The organism is Vallitaleaceae bacterium 9-2, from assembly GCA_038396585.1.
GTDB lineage: Bacteria > Bacillota > Clostridia > Lachnospirales > Vallitaleaceae > UBA1351.
This window is the reverse complement of the sequence record CP121691.1, coordinates 3,383,269-3,401,761: the sequence shown is the minus strand read 5'-3', so window position 1 is coordinate 3,401,761 and position 18,493 is coordinate 3,383,269. Positions and strand designations below refer to the sequence as shown.

The following is an 18,493-nucleotide window of genomic DNA, read 5'->3' as shown; positions in this document are numbered from 1 at the left end:
CTGTACTTATTGCAGTTCCTTTTTTATATGGTGACTCCTAAATTGACTTGGAGAAAAACCGGTTTCATGTTTAAAAACGTATGAAAAGTAGGCTGAATCATCAAATCCTGTTTTCTCAGCGATTTCATATGTTTTTAGTTTGCTATTTTGCAGCAATTCCTTTGCCTTATCAATTCGTATCGCTCTAATGGCTGAAGTGATCGTCTGATTTGTTTTTTCTTTATAAAGCCGGCTTAAATAGGAACTGTTAATGGGAATGTATGAGGCAATATCAGTAAGTTTAATGTTTTTATAATAATTATTTTGAATGAATTCGTTAACTTGTTTGATAATGTAGTTGTTATTTCCCTCTGACATATAGGAAAGAATGGAATGCACCATGTGGCATAGAGTATCAATCAAAGCGTCAAGGCTTTCGGCAGAAAGAATTTCATGATAGGGGTCTTTCGTGCCGAAAATATCAGAACTTTGCAGACTCTGTCGATGTATAACATTCATTAAGATAGTATATATGGCGATACCCATTGATTTAGTATAATCGATAGGTTCTTTGTTGTCACTCATTGTTCTAAACATTGAAGAAATAGCTTTCTGTGCTTCAATTTCATCGTTTTTATTAAGATATGTTGAAATTTTTTCAAGACTACGTTCAGCAAATGTCGGATTATCTTTAGGTCCATTATAATGAGAATAAAGAGTAATAGGGTTTTGTTCATAGAAAGAACTATCTAGACACTGTTGGGCTTCCATGAATGCTATTGGAGCCTGTGACATATCGTTATGTTTTTGGCTAATACCTATATAAATTGACCCATTAATATATTCTGTCACAAAAGCATTTATCTCTTCACATTTTTCAATAAGCTTATTTTCATAAAGTTTTGGAGACATATTATCTAGACAAATAAGGGTCCCATAGGTTGTTCGGTTGAGTATGAAAGTATATTGGTCTAAGTCTTTTAATGATAGATTAATGAAATGAAGAGTTTGTGTATCGTTAAATGGCTTCTCACTATTGATTTTAAATAGCAGAAGACAAAATTGATTGACATTGATGTTGTATTGTTTCAACGTCTTTTCAATGGTTGTCTGATCCATTTTAATACCCTCTACAAAGTCACGGATGACATTCAACTTTTCTTTATGATGAATACGTTGAAGTTGACTTTCTAAATGAGAGAGTTGATTATTTTTGTGGATTTGTTTTTCGATTTTCTTAATGTTTTCTTGAATGACATTAACAATATTATCCATTGTAGAAGGTTTGACAATGAAGTCAGATACATCATATTTAATGGCAGATTTGGCATATTTAAAATCAGAATAACCAGTATAAAGGATTACTTTTGTATCTGGACACTCTTCATGGACGTATTTAGCTAAAGTGATACCATCAGCTCCAGGCATTTTAATATCGGATATAATAATATCAACGCATTCGGATTTTAGATATTCAATTGCCTGTAAACCATTTTCAAAATCAGCAGCTATAAGGCAATTGAGACTTTTCCAATCAATATATCCAATTAATCCTTGACGTATAATAGCTTCATCATCTACGATTAAAATTCGATACATTTTTAATTCTCCTTATCTTGTGGTATATGAATTGTTGCGGTAGTACCCTTGCCGGATACGCTTTTGATTGACAAACTATAATTATTACCATAAAGTAGTTTAATTCGTTGATTGACATTTCTAAGGCCTATATGATCAGATATTGAATTTGAATTATTATATGAACTATCCAGTGATAAATTTTTAGAATTAAAACCTATTCCGTCATCCTTAACAAAAATTAGCAAATCATCTATATAGGGTTTTACGGTAATACTGATGTGACTGTGTTCAGTCTTTGATTCTATTCCATGTATAATAGAATTTTCAACTAAAGTTTGAATAGCAAATTTAGGAAGGTAATATTCAAGTAAATCATCTGACTCAAACTCAATACTATAACTCACACGATCAACAAAACGAATGGTTTGCAGGTATAAATAGAAGCTGACATGCTCAAGTTCCTGTTCAATGGTGTATTTTTCCTGATTTGTAAATGAAAGGCTGCTCCTAAGTAGTTGGGCAAGAGCCGTAACCATACGTTCTATTTTTTCATTATCGCTCATTCGAGCTTCCCATGTGATGGTTTCTAACACATTAAATATAAAGTGAGGATTTATTTGAGCGTGTAGTGCCCGAAGTTCGCTTTCTCTTACAAGTATTTGCTTTTCATAGACCTCAGTAAAAAGATATTGAATCTTATCAATCATTTTATTATAAACAATACTTAAATCATTTAGTTCTTTATATTTATATGGCGGCATTTTTTCCTTAAATTCAGTATTGCTAACATCGGCAATTGTTTGGGTTATTTTTTTCAAAGGTTCGGTAACATGACTAACAGAATAGATGCCTACAAAAAGAGATATAATGATGCTTAATATAGAGAAATTAAGATATATAGGAAGGATTGCTCTAAAATCTCTCGAAAAATATTTTGATTTAATGAAGTTGACGATATATAGGTTCAAATCACTGATATACTTTGATTGAACCAAGTAGGCTTCTTCGTTATAGATAATTTCTGAAGTCTGATTTGAAAAAATATTTGTCATAATAGAATTATCTGCTTGTGTACCAATGAAACGAGGCGTTGTATGAAACCAATATTCACCGTTTCCATCCACAACTGCACCGAAACCACCATTCATATCTATCGGTTCATACTCTCCAGAAAGTACGTCAGGATTTATTCCAATGACTAATTTACCAAGTTCTTCTTGAGAAATATAGTCATTGATTGACTTAATATAATAGATAGAATCATTTTCATTATAATAATGTATAGCATCATTATCAGATATATTTTTTTTATATATTGTTAGAACACTGTCAATAAGGGTTTGATTTGGTAAGTAATTGGATAAAAGATAATAATAATGATTTGAATCAGCAACAAGTACAACAGAATCAACTAGATTTTTACTAAAAGCATAATCTGCTCCCATGATATATTTAAGTTCAGTTTCAATGTTAAGCTTTACAAGTTGCTCCTTGTAATAAGTAAGCTCATCATTTGCGATAACATATAAATTATCTCGAATACCTTGGTTAGATGCAAGAATGGTTGCGCTGTTATCAATTAGTCTTAGATTACTTACAAGTATGTCTTCCATATGTTTTGTTGACTGAGTAAGGATAGAATCAACATAATTATTGTATAAATGACCGTTCACAAATGAAAATATATAAAACAGAAAAAAAATAGTTGGAATTGTAATAGCTAATAAAACAGTCAAAATAATACGATTACGTAGCTGACCGATAACTTTTTTCTTCTTCCGGTTAAAAAAATCTTTCAATTTTAATAACATAATAAACCACCTCTTTATTAATGCATGTATAACTATTATATAAAAATATCAGTATAAAAGATATGGATATTATTGTTGTGGTAATTATATTTATATAAAAGTAAAAAAAATCATAGTTTTTAAATGATAAAAATAGATCAAAAGAAAGTTTTGAATTTTTTTATTTACTTTATTAAATCAAGTCATAGTATTTGATTAACTATAAATAATGAATTATATATAATGATACCATACTATTTATTAAATTAAAGGAGGAAGTTATGAAAAAAAGAATTAGTGTATTGTTAATGGTTATGGTACTGACAATTTCTTTATTTGCCGGATGTAGTAAAGAAGGAAAACAAGAAAATGAAGGTGGAAATGCTTCGAATAATGATTACCCAACAAAAACAATTACGGCAATATGTCCTTGGTCTGCTGGTGGTGGTACGGATACTGTACTTAGAGGTCTTACAAAAGAAACAGAAGCTTTTCTTGGACAAACGATTACGGTAACTAATCAAACAGGTGGTGGTGGTGCAGTAGGACATACAGCGATTCAAACGGCGCCCAATGATGGATATTCAGTTGGAATGATTACTTTTGAGTTAAGTTCATTACCGGCACAAGGACTAGTAGATTATACCTATGAAGATTTTATTCCTCTTATGCGAGTGAATATGGAACCTGCAGCAATTACGGTTTCAGCAGATTCAGAGTTTAATAATATTAAAGAATTTTTAGATTATGCCAAAGAACACCCCGGAGAGATAAATATTGGAAATTCAGGAATCGGAGCAACTTGGCATGTGGCAGCAGGACTGCTTGAGCAAGTTACACAAACACAATTTGGACATGTCCCATTTGATGGTGCGGCTCCTGCAATTACAGCTTTAGTTGGTGGTCATGTTGATGCAGTATCTGTAAGTCCATCAGAAGTTCAAGCTCAAGTTGAAGCTGGTGACTTGAAGATTTTAGCTGTAATGGATACTGAAAGAACAAAACTTTTTCCTGAAGTTCCAACAATGATTGAAGAAGGATATGAGGTTTCATTTGGTACATGGAGAGGGTTGGCAGTTCCGGTAGGCACACCAGACCATGTTGTTGAGATTTTATCCGATGCCTTTAAAAAAGGAATCGAATCTGAAGGATTTATTGAGTATGCTCAAAACTCCGGATTGTCTATTGCCTATCAAAACGCAGAAGATTTCAAAGCATTCCTAGCTAAAAATAGTGAAGAAGTTGCAGTTGCAATGGAAGCATTAGGTTTGACAGCAGAATAAAAATGATAACATATTTAGAAAAGAGGATAAAATGAATAAACCGAATGTTGTTAGTGGATTGATTGGAATTGCAATCAGTACATATGTATTGCTTGTAGCAAGTAACTTTCCATCAATACCAGGTAGTAAGATAGGACCGGGATATTTTCCTGTGTTGTTGGCTATAGGAATGATGTGTGCCTCAATGATATTGTTGATACAAGCTTTGTTAAAAAAGGGAGAACTAAGATATAATAAACTTAACATCAAATCCCCTGAATTAATTCGATCATTCTTATCCTTGGTGGCTACTGTATTCTATGCAATTATCATGGAGTTTACTGGATTTATAGTAGCCACAGTATTTTATTTGTTTTATTTGATGTATTTATTAAAAAATAGGAACTATAAACAAATGGTTATTTTATCCGTGTTGATATCAATTGCCGTCTATATTGTTTTTAAAGGTATATTAAAGCTGACATTGCCAACAGGATTTCTTATTTAGGAGGAGTAAAATGAGTTTTGATTTATTATTCGAAGGATTTGCCAGTATACTTCAACCTGGAATATTGATGTTGGTTTTTTTAGGAGTTACCGGTGGGATTATGGTTGGTTCATTACCCGGACTGACAGCGACAATGGGAATTGCATTGCTGATACCCTTTACTTTTGGGATGGAGATTCATCAAAGTATGGCTATGTTACTTGGTATTTTTAGTGGAGCTATTTATGGAGGATCTATTTCGGCAATCCTAATACGTACGCCTGGAACGCCTGCAGCGGCAGCGACTCTTCTAGATGGATATCCTATGACTCTCCGAGGAGAGGCGGGAAGAGCCCTGGGAATGTCGGCTTTGGCTTCTTTTATTGGAGGATTTACTGGAGCGCTGATTATGACTTTTTTATCACCTCAGATATCTAAGCTTGCACTTGAATTTAGTCCGGCAGAGTATTTTTCCCTTGCTCTTTTTGGATTAAGCATTATCATTTCTGTTTCTGGTGGCTCAATCCTTAAAGGTATAATATCAGGTTTTTTCGGACTAATTATTGCCACAATGGGATTAGACCCAATTAGTGGATTCCCCCGATTTACATTTGGTGTTATGGACTTATATGAAGGACCTAATTTTATTCCTACACTTATTGGTCTCTTTGCATTATCAGAAGTGTTCAAAGGTGTTGAGACAATCGCTTCTCAAAAGAAAATCGAAAACAAGATCACACAATTGTTTCCAAGTAAATCAGATATTAAAGCTTCTTGGAAAGTGATTCTTAAGTCTAGTGTACTTGGAACCTTTATCGGTTCCATACCGGGGGCCGGTAGTGATATTGCAGCATTTGTAGGTTATAGCGAAGCTAAAAGATCTTCAAAACATCCTGAAAAATTTGGAACAGGTGTGATAGAAGGTGTGGCTGCAGCAGAAGCATCTAACAATGCCTGTACAGGAGGAGCCATGATTCCTTTATTATCTTTAGGTGTTCCTGGAGATGCTGTGACAGCAGTTTTGTTAGGAGCCTTTGTAATGCAAGGATTAAAACCCGGACCGTTGTTATATCGTGACCATCTAGATATTGTATACAGTGTATTTGCCGCTATGATGCTTGCAAACGTGGCTATGTTTATTGTTGGCACTTTAGGAGTTAAGTTTTTTGCAAAAGTCATTACTGTAAATAAGAATATACTGATTCCTACTGTATTTGTATTATCACTAGTCGGTGCATATTCAATGCGTAACAGTGCCTTTGATTTATGGGTAGCCATCATTTTTGGTGTTATTGGTTATTTTATGCAAAGATATGATTTTCCGGTTTCTCCCATTCTCCTATCTCTGATTCTCGGACCGATGGCAGAGAGTAACTTGAGAAGAGCGCTTTTAATTTCAAAAGGAAGTTGGGCGATTATATTCACAAGACCTATCAGTATTGCTTTGTTAGTTCTTGCAATTCTGTCTTTGGTTAGTGCATTAATTAAGCAGAAAAAAATGAACGAAAAACAAAAGCGAAGCATATAATGATATTATATTGCTTTACATGAAGGGAGGCTTTTGATAAGATAGAAATAAATTGATGATGACAGGAGAAACGTGATGAATGGTGAAAAAAAAGTTTGTTTACTTTTTATTTTATTTATAACTTTCATAGGACTTGTAAGTTGTACACATAAAACTAATGTTCATGATGTGGATTTAATCATTAATTCTCCTGAACAAAATCAAGAGTTTCCAAGTAGAGCAATTCAGGTTGTTATTCCATTCGCTCCAGGTGGAGGAACGGATAATGTGGCAAGAGCTTTTATTGCTTCAGCAAATGAATACTTTGATCAACCAGTTACTGCTGTTAATAAGCTAGGTGAAAGTGGAGCGAGAGGATTAAGGGAAGGTTTGTTTGCAGCACATGATGGTTATACAGTAACCCTTATAACTACTGAGGTTAACTCTTTATCTGTTTTTGGAATGCTCGATTTTTCCTATACAGATATAGAACCCTTAATCTTACTAAGTACAGAGCCAGGATTAATGGTAGTTTCTAAAAACTTTCCTTATGATAGTATAGAAGAACTGATTGAAAGCATTCATAAGGAAAATAAGTCATACACAATAGGAAGCGCAGGACAAGGCAGTAATTGGGACCTTGCTGCAAAAGGTGTTGAAAGAGAAGCTAATATAAAATTTGAAAGTAGATTTTATAATGGTACATCCTTAGCTGTTTTAGATGTGTTAGGAGGTTCTCTAGATATTGTAATTGCTGGTACATCTGAAGTTGCAGAACATCTAGAAAGAGGTGAAATGAAACTTCTAACGGTATTAGCAGATGAACGTTTAGAGGCTTTCTCACATATTAAAACTTTTAAAGAGTCAGGATATAATTTTAGTATATATACATGGCGAGGATTAGCAATACCAAAAGGTGTAGACCCTAAAATAAAAAGTATACTTATGGAAGGTTTTTCCAATGCGGCAAAAGATGAAAAATTTATTGATATGCTCTCACAACTGAGGCTAAATTATGACTTTAGAAAACATGATGAATTTATTGAATTTCTGGACCGAGATTTGCAGTTTTATAATGAAATGAATGATAATCTTATTTTGAAAAAATAAACTGTTGTAATAACAGTTTAGATAGTGTATATTAAATATAGCTATATATGCGTAATAGCTACGCATATACGTAAACATAAAACAGGAGGAATTATAAGTGAATAATTTTAATTGGAACTTTCCGACAGAATTAGTATATGGATCAGGAAGAATTAATGAAATTGGTCAAATAGCAAAAAAATATGGAAAAAAAGGAATGATTGCTACTTATGCAAGAGGAGGTTTTTTAGATCCAATCATTGAGAAAGTAGAATCTTCATTAAGAGATTTGGGAGTGGAATTCGTTACATTTACTGGAATCGAGCCAAATCCGAGAGCTCAAACTATTGATAAAGCAATTGATATGTTTAAAAAGGAGAACTGTGAGTTTGTTATTGCGCTTGGTGGAGGAAGTGTTATTGACGGGGCAAAATATATCGCAGCAACTGGGTATTCTGGAGGTAAGGCTTGGGATTATGTTGTTTTAGGAAGTAGGGTTCCAAGGGAGTACACAGGTGCTTATCCAATTATTGCTATTCCGACGATATCAGCTTCTGGTTCAGAATGTAATGCAGGTGGTGTTTTAACCAATGCCGAAACCAATGAAAAAAGTTTTTCGAGATCTGAATATCGTTTTCCAAAAGTTGCAATTGTTGATCCAGAGCTACTTAAGTCAGTACCATTAACAATAACAAAAGACAGCTGTGTTGATATCTTTTCACACCTAATTGAACATTATCTATCGAGTAAAGATGAATCTGAATTTGCAGACAGAATAACAGAGGGGATTATTTTAACCTTAAAGGATAACTTTAATAAGGTGATTAATAACCTTGAAGATGCAGAAGTAAGGGGACAATTAGCTTTATGTTCCATTTTTGGTTGGTCCGGACTTCAGGCACTGGGTAGAACAGGATCGATTCCAATGCATTCCATTGAAATGCCTTTAAGCGCAATTTATGACTTGCCTCATGGTAGAGGAATGACAATTGTCATTCCACCATATCTAGATTACATGGCTGAAGTGATGCCTGCAAGATGGGCTAAGTTGGCAAGAAGATGTTTTGGAGTGACCGTCAAAGATGATAAACTGGCAGCAAAATTATTGTCAACTAAAGTAGTGGAATGGTTAAAATCCACAGATGCATATTTAACACTATCGGATGTAAATATTCCAACAGACCAATTCGAAAAAATGGCAGATGATGTTGTACGAATGTTCCCAGGAAATGAAGAAGGAGCAACAAACGGTCCAAGACCAATTACAAAAGAAGATATTATTAAAATATATCAAATGTGTTAAAAGATAAAGTAATATATAACCTTTACAATTAAGAAGAATTCCATGATATATGGGATTCTTTTTTTAATAAATTCTTCGGAAATCAGATTAGAATACAAATATATAAAAGATATAAGATTTAGCGACATTAAACTGTATTTATTGAACAAAATTCTTGATGAAATTCTATATACTAATTTATAAAATGTATAAAATATGAAAAGAAAGGAAAAATATTGTGGAAATTAGGCTAACTGATCGACTAGGAAATTTAATTGAACAAGAAACAGGTGAGGACAAGGTGACACTTGTAGTTAATAGAGAATATGGTTTTGAGGATATTCTTATTTTTGAAACAAAAGCAAACAGTTTTGTAAAAATAGATATAGATCCAACCTTTAATAGTTCCATAATATATACGCCAAATGGCCGAATTGTTTATCAGATTCCAGAAGGACCTAAAAGACGAGCCTATCATCCGGAAGCCTTTAAAGGAAATTGCCATCAAATTACTATGAAGTCAGTCGAAGAAAAATGCTTAATAAATCGAAGGAATTTAGCCCTAAATGCCCTAGATAAACGTTGGGATACTGGCTATTATCCTCATGCGTCGGCGAATGTGGTAACAAGAGATGAGCCTTGGTTTGAAGCCAAAAATGCCATTGATGGTCATCTAAACAGAAATGGTCATGGGGCTTGGCCCTATCAGTCATGGGGAGGCGGATTACGAGATGATCTTGAATTTACCTTAGATTTTGGAAGAAATGTTTGCATTGATGAAATAGTGATTTATTTACGTGCAGATTATGTGAATGACCATGACATAAATTGGGAATCGGCAACCATTGAATTTTCAGACGGAAGTTATATGCCAATAACAATGATCAAATCAGAAGATGGTCAAAGCTTTACCTTTCAAGAAAAAAAAGTAAGTTGGATAAAGTTGAAGAATCTTAAGCGAGAAGTATCAGCTGCTTTTTCTGCTTTAACACAAATAGAAGTTTATGGAGTTGAGGGATGAAAAAAAATACGATATTTTATAACGCACATCATTCACCGATTGGATCGTTTGCAAGCTTTACATTAGGATATAAAGGAAGAAAAGGTGGGTTTGGATTAGAATTAGCCAAACCGGCAGATCAAGATATATATATTGGGCTTGAGTCGACAGACCATAGCTCTTATGAAACATTGCCCTTTTACGAGGGCATTGAAGACGAGTCCGCTAGATATGATATGGATGGTCATGTGACACGAAAAGATATACACTTAAAAAACTTTGAAGATAGTGCGATAGAGCGAGAATTTCAATTAGGGACAGATACTTGGAAAGCAGGCGATTTAACCTTTAGCATTTATTCGCCTGTAAGAGCTGTACCAGACCCGGAGGACGGAAATGAAACAGACTTAATCCAGTCGATTATTCCTGCAATATATATAGATATTACAGTTGATAATACTAAACACGCAAAAAAAAGACAAGCATTTTTTGGGTTTAGTGGTGGTGATACTATTGCAGAATTTAGAAATTTTAATGATGTTGCTCGACGTAGATATACAGGGGTTGGACAAGGCAGACAAATGGCGCTTTTAACCAAAGATGATAATGTCTTAGCGGCCAATGATTTTACCATTGAAAAACTTTTGACGGAAACGAGAAAAGAAAACTATGCTTTTGGTCTAGGGAATGTATCTGCTATGATTATGGACATTATGCCGGGAGAAAAAAAGACCTTTAAATTTGTCGCATGTTTTTATCGAGATGGTTATGTGACCACACCTCTCGATACAAAATATTATTATCGAAAGTACTTTTCAAATATAGAAGCTGTAGGAGAATATGCGCTCGAAAACTATGATCTATTAAGACAAAAATGTCAAAATGCAAATAAGCTTATTCAAGGTGAACATTTATCGGACGACCAAAAGTTTATGATGATACATTCCATCAGAAGCTATTATGGAAGTACGGAATTTCTTGAACTAGATGGGGAACCTTTTTGGATTGTCAACGAAGGTGAGTATCGTATGATGAATACATTTGACTTGATGGTAGACCAATTATTTTTTGAAATGAAAATGAATCCTTGGACAGTAAAAAACGAATTGAATATGTTTGTTAAACGTTATAGTTATGTGGATAAAGTGAATTTTCCGGGAGATAGTGAACTTTATGAAGGTGGCATTAGTTTTACTCATGATATGGGAGTTGGCAACAGTTTGTCACGACCTGGCTATTCTGCTTATGAGCGCTTCGGATTAACAAGCTGTTTTTCCCATATGACCCATGAACAGTTGGTTAATTGGATTTGTTGTGCAAGTGTTTATGTAGAACAAACAAACGATGTACAGTGGTTGAATAAACAGAGTCAAGTTTTTATCGATTGCCTTAATAGTATGATGAATCGTGATCATCCACAAGCTAAAAATAGAAATGGTATTATGAGTCTAGATAGTAGCCGGGTTATGGGCGGATCAGAGATAACGACTTATGATAGCCTAGACGAGTCTCTTGGACAAGCGAGAGGTAACGTGTACCTTGCAACAAAATCTTGGGCGGCCTATGTAGCTTTAGAAAAAATATTGATGAAGCTACAAGAGCTAAAATATGCAGAAGAGGCAAAAAATCAAGCCATTCTTTGTGCTAATACCATTGCAAAAAATATGACCGAAGAAGGATATATACCGGCAATATTTGAAGAAGGGAATAGATCAAGAATTATACCGGCTATTGAAGGTTTGGTTTTTCCCCTATATACAGGAACACCCAAAGCTCTTGACCCTGAAGGTCAATATGGACTTATGATACAGGCATTGCAAAAGCATCTTCATACAGTTCTTGTTGAAGGGACTTGCTTGTATGCAGATGGTGGATGGAAATTATCATCGACAAGTGATAATTCTTGGCTGAGTAAAATATATTTATGTCAATTTGTGGCTCGAAAAGTGTTAAAATTAGAAGAAGACGAAGGAAAAATTCGGGCAGATAAAGCCCATGTAAAGTGGCTGTTACACCCGATTGAAAGCTATCATTGCTGGAGTGACCAGATGATGTCAGGCCTTGCTGTGGGAAGTAAATACTATCCTAGAGGTGTTACAAGCATTCTTTGGCTAGATGAATAAGAAGTGATAAATTTATAGAAAAGAGGAGTTATTATGAGCAGGAAGCCAAATATAATTTTTATTTTAACAGATGACCAAGGTTATGGAGATATGGGATGGGGTGGAAATCCAATTGTTCGTACCCCAAATATTGATGCCTTTGCATCCGAAAGTACACGACTCACGAATTTTCATGTGGGACCGACCTGTGCTCCGACTCGATCAGGGCTTATGACAGGACATTATGCTAATAGTACAGGGGTCTGGCATACGATAGGTGGACGTTCGCTCTTGCGAAAAGATGAATGGACACTTGCATCTGCATTGAAGGAGAATGGCTATCATACAGGCATATTTGGCAAATGGCATCTTGGTGACACATCACCATATCGCCCTCATGAGCGTGGTTTTGATACAGCAGTTGTTCACGGTGGAGGAGGAATTAGTCAAACATCTGATTGGTGGGGGAATGACTATTTTGATGATACGTATTTCGTAAACGGTGTCCCAAATAAGTATGAGGGCTATTGCACAGATGTCTTTTTTGAAGAGGCAAAAAATTTTATAGAGGGCAATAAAGAAGAAGCATTTTTTTGTTATATTGCACTTAATGCGCCACATGGTCCGTTTAATGTAGAAGACCGTTATGCAGATACGTATCGTTCTTTAGTTGATGACCAAAGAGCCCGCTTCTATGGAATGATTGAAAACATTGATGAAAATGTAGGTGAACTACGTACTTGGCTTAAAGAAAAAGATCTTGAGCAAAATACTATTCTTGTTTTTATGACAGACAATGGATCAGGTGGAGGCGTTACTGTAGATGATAATGAGTTTGTTATTAGTGGTTGGAATAATGGCATGCGTGGCAAGAAAGGGTCCCCTTATGATGGTGGACATAGAGTTCCTTTCTTTATTCGTTGGCCAGAAGGGGGGATAAAAGAGAATGTTGACCTAAATCATTTGACAGCAAATATTGATTTTATGCCTACTTTGCTTGATCTTTGTGATATTCATATTCCAGATAATAAATCTTTTCATGGCATAAGTCTAAAGTCGCTTCTTTTAGGCCAAGAAGATGAATGGCCTGATCGAGCTATTGTTACAGATTCCCAAAGATTAACACAGCCTGTAAAATGGAGAAAATCTGCAGTCTGTACACAAAAATGGCGATTAATTAATGGAGAAGAACTGTATGATATAGATAAAGACAGAGAACAACGGGATAATGTGGCATCCCAACATCCAGAAATCATTGAAGAATTAAGAGAAGCTTATGAAGAATGGTGGAAACTTGTATCGCCTAAATTTAATGAGTCTATCTCACATGTTATCGGACCATTGCCCTCTTATATTACGGGGCATGACTTAGTTACTCCCTCGGCTATTAATGCCTGGAATCAGCAATTAATCCGTGAAGGATATTTAGCAGCCGGTCATTATGAAATCTATGTAAAAGAGTCGGCGCACTATAGAATACGCCTTTATCGATGGCCCTTAGAACAAAACAGACCGATTACAGCGGGCATTGAAGGAGATGATATTGAGTTTTGTAAAGAATATATTGATGAGAAGGATTGGCCCTTATATACAGGAGGCCTTGCTCTAGACATAGGTCATGCGACAATAGGCATCCAAGAACAACACTTGCAAGCAGAGGTGAATCAGGAGGATGTTTACATTGAATTTAATGTAGACTTAGAAGAAGGAGAGACCCTACTTAAACCATTATTTGTTTCAAAAAGTGAAGACTATGTTGTGTCGCCTTACTTTGTTCATATTGAACAAGTCAATCAAGTAAAGGAAGACATAAGTCTGACACAGGAAGAAAAAGAATGGGTGCTAAGAACAAGAGATAAAATTGTCAAAAAGATGTCGTGGGTGAGTGAAAAATCAAAAAATAAAATTCCCTATACAACAGTGAACGGTGAACATACAGATCGAAGAGATAATCCCAGTGGCAATGATGCAGATGGCATTAGTTGGTGGACTAATGGATTTTGGGCGGGAATGATGTGGCAAATGTATCATGAAACTAAAGAGGACAAATATGCAGATATTGCTAAGATGTCTGAACAATGGTTAGACCAATGTTTTCTCGACTATGAAGGCCTTCATCACGATGTAGGATTTATGTGGTTGCCTTCTGCAGTAACAAACTATAAAATCACAGGCAATCCTTACTCAAAAACCCGAGGAATGCATGCTGCAAATCTTTTGGCAGGTAGATTTAACTTGAACGGGAGATTCATAAGGGCATGGAACGGATTAAAAACGGATGAAACAGATACAAGAGGTTGGGCGATCATCGATTGTATGTTTAATATACCTATACTTTATTGGGCGTCAGAGGAAAGTGGAGACCCTAGATTTAAACATATAGCAATGGCCCATGCTGATACAGTAATTAAGAATTTTATTCGACCCGATGGCTCCTCGGAACATATCGTCGAATTTGATCCAAATACCGGTGAAAAATGTAAAGTATATAGGGGGCAAGGTTATGCAGTCGGTTCGTCTTGGACAAGAGGTCAAACGTGGGCACTTTACGGATTTATGATGAGCTATAATCATACCAAGGAACAACGCTATCTAGATACTGCTAAACGAATTGCCCATTATTTTATAGCAAATATTCCAGAAAGTGGACTAATCCCTGTTGATTTTCGACAGCCACAAGAGTGTGAAAGAGAAGATTCTACAGCTGCGGCAATTGGAGCCTGTGGTTTACTTGAATTGGCAAAATCGGTTCCGGAACTTGAACAAAATCTCTATAAAGAAGCTGCGATGAAGATGCTTGTAGCTCTGGAAGAAAAAAGAGTGGATTGGAGCGAAAACGAAGATTCGCTGGTGCAAAAATGTAATAATGCATATCATAATTACAAAGAAAACCATGTCTCCATTATTTATGGTGATTATTATTTTATCGAAGCGGTTTTAAAATTAAAAGGCGATGACCTTTATATTTGGTAAATAAATGTTGCAATTTGAAGCCCAATGTCAATAACTTACTAATGTAGTAAATATTATGCCTAAAGGTGGAATGGATGATTCACAAAAAAATTTTACTATATTTTAGGTTTATAGGATATACTTATATAAAGGATGTGAGACGATGCGTTTATTGCTTTGTGAAGATGAGCTAGAACTTTCAAATGCTCTTGTAGCTATGTTAAAACACAATAATTATTCTGTGGATGCGGTTTATGATGGTGAAGAAGCTCTTAATTATTTAGAAACGGACAATTATGATGGTGTAATATTAGATATTATGATGCCAAAAGTTGATGGTATAACTGTACTTAAAACAATCAGGAGCAAGGGAAATAATGTTCCTGTATTGATGCTAACATCAAAATCTGAAATTGATGATAAAGTCTTAGGACTGGATTGTGGCGCCGATGATTATCTAACTAAACCTTTCGTAACCAAAGAATTAGTTGCTCGAATACGTGCTATTACGAGACGGCAAACCGAGATTACTGATTCTATACTTGGCTTTGGGAATATTACTTTAGACAGGTTAACCTTTGAATTGAAATCGGAAAAGGGATCAGTTCGACTTTCAAACAAAGAGTTTCAAATGTTAGAAATACTAATGATTAATCCATTCAATGTTATCTCAACAGATCGGTTTATGGAAAAAGTTTGGGGATATGATAGTGATTCTGAAATAAATGTAGTATGGGTATGTATTTCATCCCTTAGAAAGAAGCTCGCTGAAATTGGATCAAATGTTGAGATAAAAACAAGGAGAAATATAGGATATTCACTGGAGGAGAGATAATGGTAGAGATATTACGTAGAAAATTTATCATAATCTCTGTTAGCGCAGTATTTATAGTAGTTTTTGTAATTGGATTCTTCAGCAATTTATCTAACTATTCACAAATAGGTAGAAATGCAGATGAGCTTTTAAATATACTTGTAGAAAATAATGGATATTTCCCCAAACCAAATGATCAGGATTTTAAAGACCAATTACCACCAAAGATATCACCAGAAGCACCCTTTTCAACACGGTTTTTTACAGTGAAAATAGACAAGATAGGTAATATTATAGAAGTAGATACAGGTAAAATTTCTTCTACTTCTACCAATCAGGCTCTTGATTATGCAAATAAAGTTTTGCAAAGCAAAAAAAAGAGTGGAATTACAGATGATTATAAGTATAGTGTTGTAAATAAAGATTATGGGTCATTATTAGTATTTGTAAATATTGGGCGAGATTTGGAGATTTTCTATTCATTTTTAAGAAATAGTATGATGACTGGCATAATAGCTATAATTTCAGTTTTTATTATTGTGCTTGTATTTTCTAAAAAGGCTATAGCGCCTATAGCGGAGAGTTATGAAAAACAAAAAAAGTTTATCACAGATGCAGGTCATGAATTAAAAACCCCCTCTTGCAATTATTAGTACAAATACAGAAGTGATAGAAGTGAATTATGAAGAAAGTCAATGGACAAAGAGTATTCATAATCAAGTTCTTAGATTAACCAATCTTGTAGAAAGCCTAGTATCTCTAACTAGAATGGATGAAGAAAAAAGCCGGCTTACGTACAACGATTTTTCTTTATCTGATTTGGTATTAGAAACTACCGAACAATTTCGTGAAATGAGTAAATTTTTTGATAAGGAATTAGTATTAGAAATTGAAGAGAATATTGATTACTATGGAAATGAACAATCGATAAGTCAACTGGTTTCAATACTAATTGACAATGCTTTAAAATATGGATTAAAAGACAAGCCCATAAAAGTAAAATTAAAAAAACAAGCTAAAAAAATATTTTTACAGACGACAAATAAAGTAGAAAATCTAAGCAGTGGAAATTACGATATCCTTTTTGATAGATTTTACAGAGCAGATAACTCTAGAAATAGTAATTTAGAAGGATATGGTATTGGTTTATCTATTGCTAAAGCCATTGTATTAAAGCATAAAGGTAAAATCACAGCAGAGAGTGTAGATGGAAAAACAATTATCTTTACTGTACAGCTTTAAAAATCCTGATTTATAATAAAATACTCCCCTTATGGTAGCCAGAATAAAAAATCTGATACTAGAGGGGAGTGTTTTTATATATTAAAGATCTGTTTATACGGTATAGGAAAGTGAAAATATAAAATTTTAAGTTGATTTAAAATAAAGTTTTAAGTTCGCTTTAGTTTAGGCTTATATACTAGCATTAAGAAGTGAATTGGCAACACTTTTTTAGACAACTTTTTTAAGGTGAATGTTTTTGTATTGTTTTGGGGTTAAATAACCAAGTGCAGAATGGATTCTATGATTATTAAACCAGTTAACATAGTCTGCCAGTTCGATTTTTAGTTGCTCAATATTTTCAAATTTATACTGCTTTACAAACTCAGTTTTGATAATCTTGTAGGTAGCTTCTGCTACAGCATTATCATACGGACACCCTTTCATACTGAGAGATCGTTGGATAGAAAAGGTTTCCAAAGTGTCATCAATTAGTTTGTTTTTAAACTCGTTTCCACGATCTGTATGAAAAATCTGGATCTTTGATAGTTCACCTTCGATGGTGGCAAATGCTTTTGATACTAATAATGCATCTTTTCTTGTACCTGCACTGTAACCGATTATTTCACGATTGAATAGATCGATAACGACACATATATAATTCCATGAGGAACCAACTCTAACATAGGTAAGATCGCTTACAACAGCTTGTTTAGGTTCTTCAGTATTGAAGTTGCGTTTGAGCAAATTAGCTGTTTTTGATTCATTACATGTTTCTTTATGTGGTTTATATTTTGACACTTGATATGACGAAATCAAGCATTCTTGTTTCATGATACGTCGAATTCTACGTTTAGAAACAGCGATCTCAAACTGAGTATATAATTCATTTTTGATTTTTAGAGCTCCGTAATTATTCCGGCTCTCTTTAAATATAGTTTTAATTTTCAAAACCAAATCACTATCATCGGGCTTGTGTTTGGCTTCATAATAATAAGTACTTCTAGGGAGTTGTAGGACGCGACACATTGCTGATACCGAATATTTGTGAGTATTGTTTCTTATCACTTTGATTTTCGTCCCATTATCAGTAATAACCGAGAGATATCGGCGTCGAAGACGGTTTACGAAGTAAACTTGTGAGCTGCTTGCTTTAAAATATCATTTTCCATGAGAAGTTGTTGATTTTGTTTTCAAAGTTTAATGAGTTCTAGTTGCTCAGGTGTCAAGTTATCCTTTTCCTTAAAAGAACCACTATTCTCCTCTTGCTTGATCCATTTATCAAGAGTTGAATAACCAACGTCATATTCTTTGGTAATATCGCATTTGCGTTTACCACTTTTGTAAAGCTGGACTAGTTGATGTTTGAATTCAGGGGTAAATGTTCTTCTCGGTCTTTTAGACTGGGCCATAGTATTGACCTGACC

13 protein-coding genes and 2 pseudogenes are annotated in these 18,493 nt (G+C 34.5%); 12 read left to right on the top strand and 3 right to left on the bottom strand.

Annotated features, from left to right (window positions below; genetic code table 11):
- Positions 1–6 precede the first annotated feature (6 nt).
- Together QBE53_15455 and QBE53_15450 are read right to left on the bottom strand one after the other, a co-directional pair.
- The gene (locus tag QBE53_15455; GenBank protein ID WZL81177.1) at positions 7–1,578 is read right to left on the bottom strand and encodes a response regulator; all 1,572 of its coding nucleotides are present in this window, start codon (positions 1,576–1,578) and stop codon (positions 7–9) included.
- Between the two features lie 2 nt (positions 1,579–1,580).
- The gene (locus QBE53_15450) at positions 1,581–3,371 is read right to left on the bottom strand and encodes a histidine kinase (protein ID WZL81176.1); all 1,791 of its coding nucleotides are present in this window, start codon (positions 3,369–3,371) and stop codon (positions 1,581–1,583) included.
- 260 nt (positions 3,372–3,631) lie between these two features.
- Between QBE53_15450 and QBE53_15445 the strand changes: the two genes are divergently transcribed.
- From QBE53_15445 to QBE53_15390, 12 genes and pseudogenes are all read left to right on the top strand, one after another.
- The gene (locus QBE53_15445) at positions 3,632–4,633 is read left to right on the top strand and encodes a tripartite tricarboxylate transporter substrate binding protein (GenBank protein WZL81175.1); all 1,002 of its coding nucleotides are present in this window, start codon (positions 3,632–3,634) and stop codon (positions 4,631–4,633) included.
- Positions 4,634–4,664: 31 nt separating this feature from the next.
- Positions 4,665–5,120 carry a tripartite tricarboxylate transporter TctB family protein gene (locus tag QBE53_15440; GenBank protein WZL81174.1) on the top strand — a complete coding sequence of 152 codons (456 nt, stop codon included), beginning with the start codon at positions 4,665–4,667 and terminating at the stop codon, positions 5,118–5,120.
- A 10-nt stretch (positions 5,121–5,130) separates the two neighbouring features.
- On the top strand, positions 5,131–6,627 hold the full coding sequence (locus QBE53_15435) for a tripartite tricarboxylate transporter permease (protein ID WZL81173.1): 1,497 nt from the start codon (positions 5,131–5,133) through the stop codon (positions 6,625–6,627).
- A gap of 75 nt (positions 6,628–6,702) precedes the next feature.
- Entirely contained in the window at positions 6,703–7,716 is a 1,014-nt protein-coding gene (locus QBE53_15430) for a tripartite tricarboxylate transporter substrate binding protein (protein ID WZL81172.1), read from the top strand.
- 97 nt (positions 7,717–7,813) lie between these two features.
- Positions 7,814–8,998, top strand: a complete 1,185-nt coding sequence (locus QBE53_15425) for an iron-containing alcohol dehydrogenase (GenBank protein WZL81171.1) — start codon at positions 7,814–7,816, stop codon at positions 8,996–8,998.
- A gap of 217 nt (positions 8,999–9,215) precedes the next feature.
- Positions 9,216–9,998, top strand: coding sequence for a carbohydrate-binding protein (locus tag QBE53_15420; GenBank protein WZL81170.1), 783 nt, complete (start codon positions 9,216–9,218; stop codon positions 9,996–9,998).
- A complete protein-coding gene (locus QBE53_15415) occupies positions 9,995–12,100 on the top strand; it encodes a glycoside hydrolase family 52 protein (protein ID WZL81169.1) in 2,106 nt (701 codons plus the stop codon). Before QBE53_15420 ends, QBE53_15415 begins: the two co-directional genes overlap by 4 nt.
- Before the next feature lie 33 nt (positions 12,101–12,133).
- Positions 12,134–13,081 (top strand): annotated as a pseudogene (locus QBE53_15410) (arylsulfatase).
- 870 nt (positions 13,082–13,951) lie between these two features.
- Positions 13,952–15,052: a glycoside hydrolase family 88 protein gene (locus tag QBE53_15405; GenBank protein WZL83326.1), complete on the top strand. Its 1,101-nt coding sequence runs from the start codon at positions 13,952–13,954 to the stop codon at positions 15,050–15,052.
- A gap of 142 nt (positions 15,053–15,194) precedes the next feature.
- On the top strand, positions 15,195–15,866 hold the full coding sequence (locus QBE53_15400) for a response regulator transcription factor (protein ID WZL81168.1): 672 nt from the start codon (positions 15,195–15,197) through the stop codon (positions 15,864–15,866).
- The gene (locus QBE53_15395; GenBank protein WZL81167.1) at positions 15,866–16,498 is read left to right on the top strand and encodes a hypothetical protein; all 633 of its coding nucleotides are present in this window, start codon (positions 15,866–15,868) and stop codon (positions 16,496–16,498) included. The genes QBE53_15400 and QBE53_15395 overlap by 1 nt, the downstream gene beginning before the upstream one ends.
- Positions 16,499–16,520: 22 nt before the next feature.
- Positions 16,521–17,087 (top strand): HAMP domain-containing sensor histidine kinase, encoded by a 567-nt coding sequence (locus QBE53_15390; GenBank protein ID WZL81166.1) that lies wholly within the window; start codon positions 16,521–16,523, stop codon positions 17,085–17,087.
- A gap of 210 nt (positions 17,088–17,297) precedes the next feature.
- On the opposite strand, the pseudogene QBE53_15385 reads toward QBE53_15390, so the two are convergent.
- Positions 17,298–18,478: pseudogene (locus tag QBE53_15385) on the bottom strand (IS3 family transposase).
- Positions 18,479–18,493: the final 15 nt, after the last annotated feature.

Excerpts from the sequence above, each read along its gene's own strand:
- QBE53_15455 (WZL81177.1), bottom strand. The coding sequence starts at position 1,578 with ATGTATCGAATTTTAATCGTAGATGATGAAGCTATTATACGTCAAGGA.
- QBE53_15450 (WZL81176.1), bottom strand. The coding sequence starts at position 3,371 with ATGTTATTAAAATTGAAAGATTTTTTTAACCGGAAGAAGAAAAAAGTT.
- QBE53_15445 (WZL81175.1), top strand. The coding sequence starts at position 3,632 with ATGAAAAAAAGAATTAGTGTATTGTTAATGGTTATGGTACTGACAATT.
- QBE53_15440 (WZL81174.1), top strand. The coding sequence starts at position 4,665 with ATGAATAAACCGAATGTTGTTAGTGGATTGATTGGAATTGCAATCAGT.
- QBE53_15435 (WZL81173.1), top strand. The coding sequence starts at position 5,131 with ATGAGTTTTGATTTATTATTCGAAGGATTTGCCAGTATACTTCAACCT.
- QBE53_15430 (WZL81172.1), top strand. The coding sequence starts at position 6,703 with ATGAATGGTGAAAAAAAAGTTTGTTTACTTTTTATTTTATTTATAACT.
- QBE53_15415 (WZL81169.1), top strand. The coding sequence starts at position 9,995 with ATGAAAAAAAATACGATATTTTATAACGCACATCATTCACCGATTGGA.
- QBE53_15405 (WZL83326.1), top strand. The coding sequence starts at position 13,952 with ATGTCGTGGGTGAGTGAAAAATCAAAAAATAAAATTCCCTATACAACA.
- QBE53_15400 (WZL81168.1), top strand. The coding sequence starts at position 15,195 with ATGCGTTTATTGCTTTGTGAAGATGAGCTAGAACTTTCAAATGCTCTT.
- QBE53_15395 (WZL81167.1), top strand. The coding sequence starts at position 15,866 with ATGGTAGAGATATTACGTAGAAAATTTATCATAATCTCTGTTAGCGCA.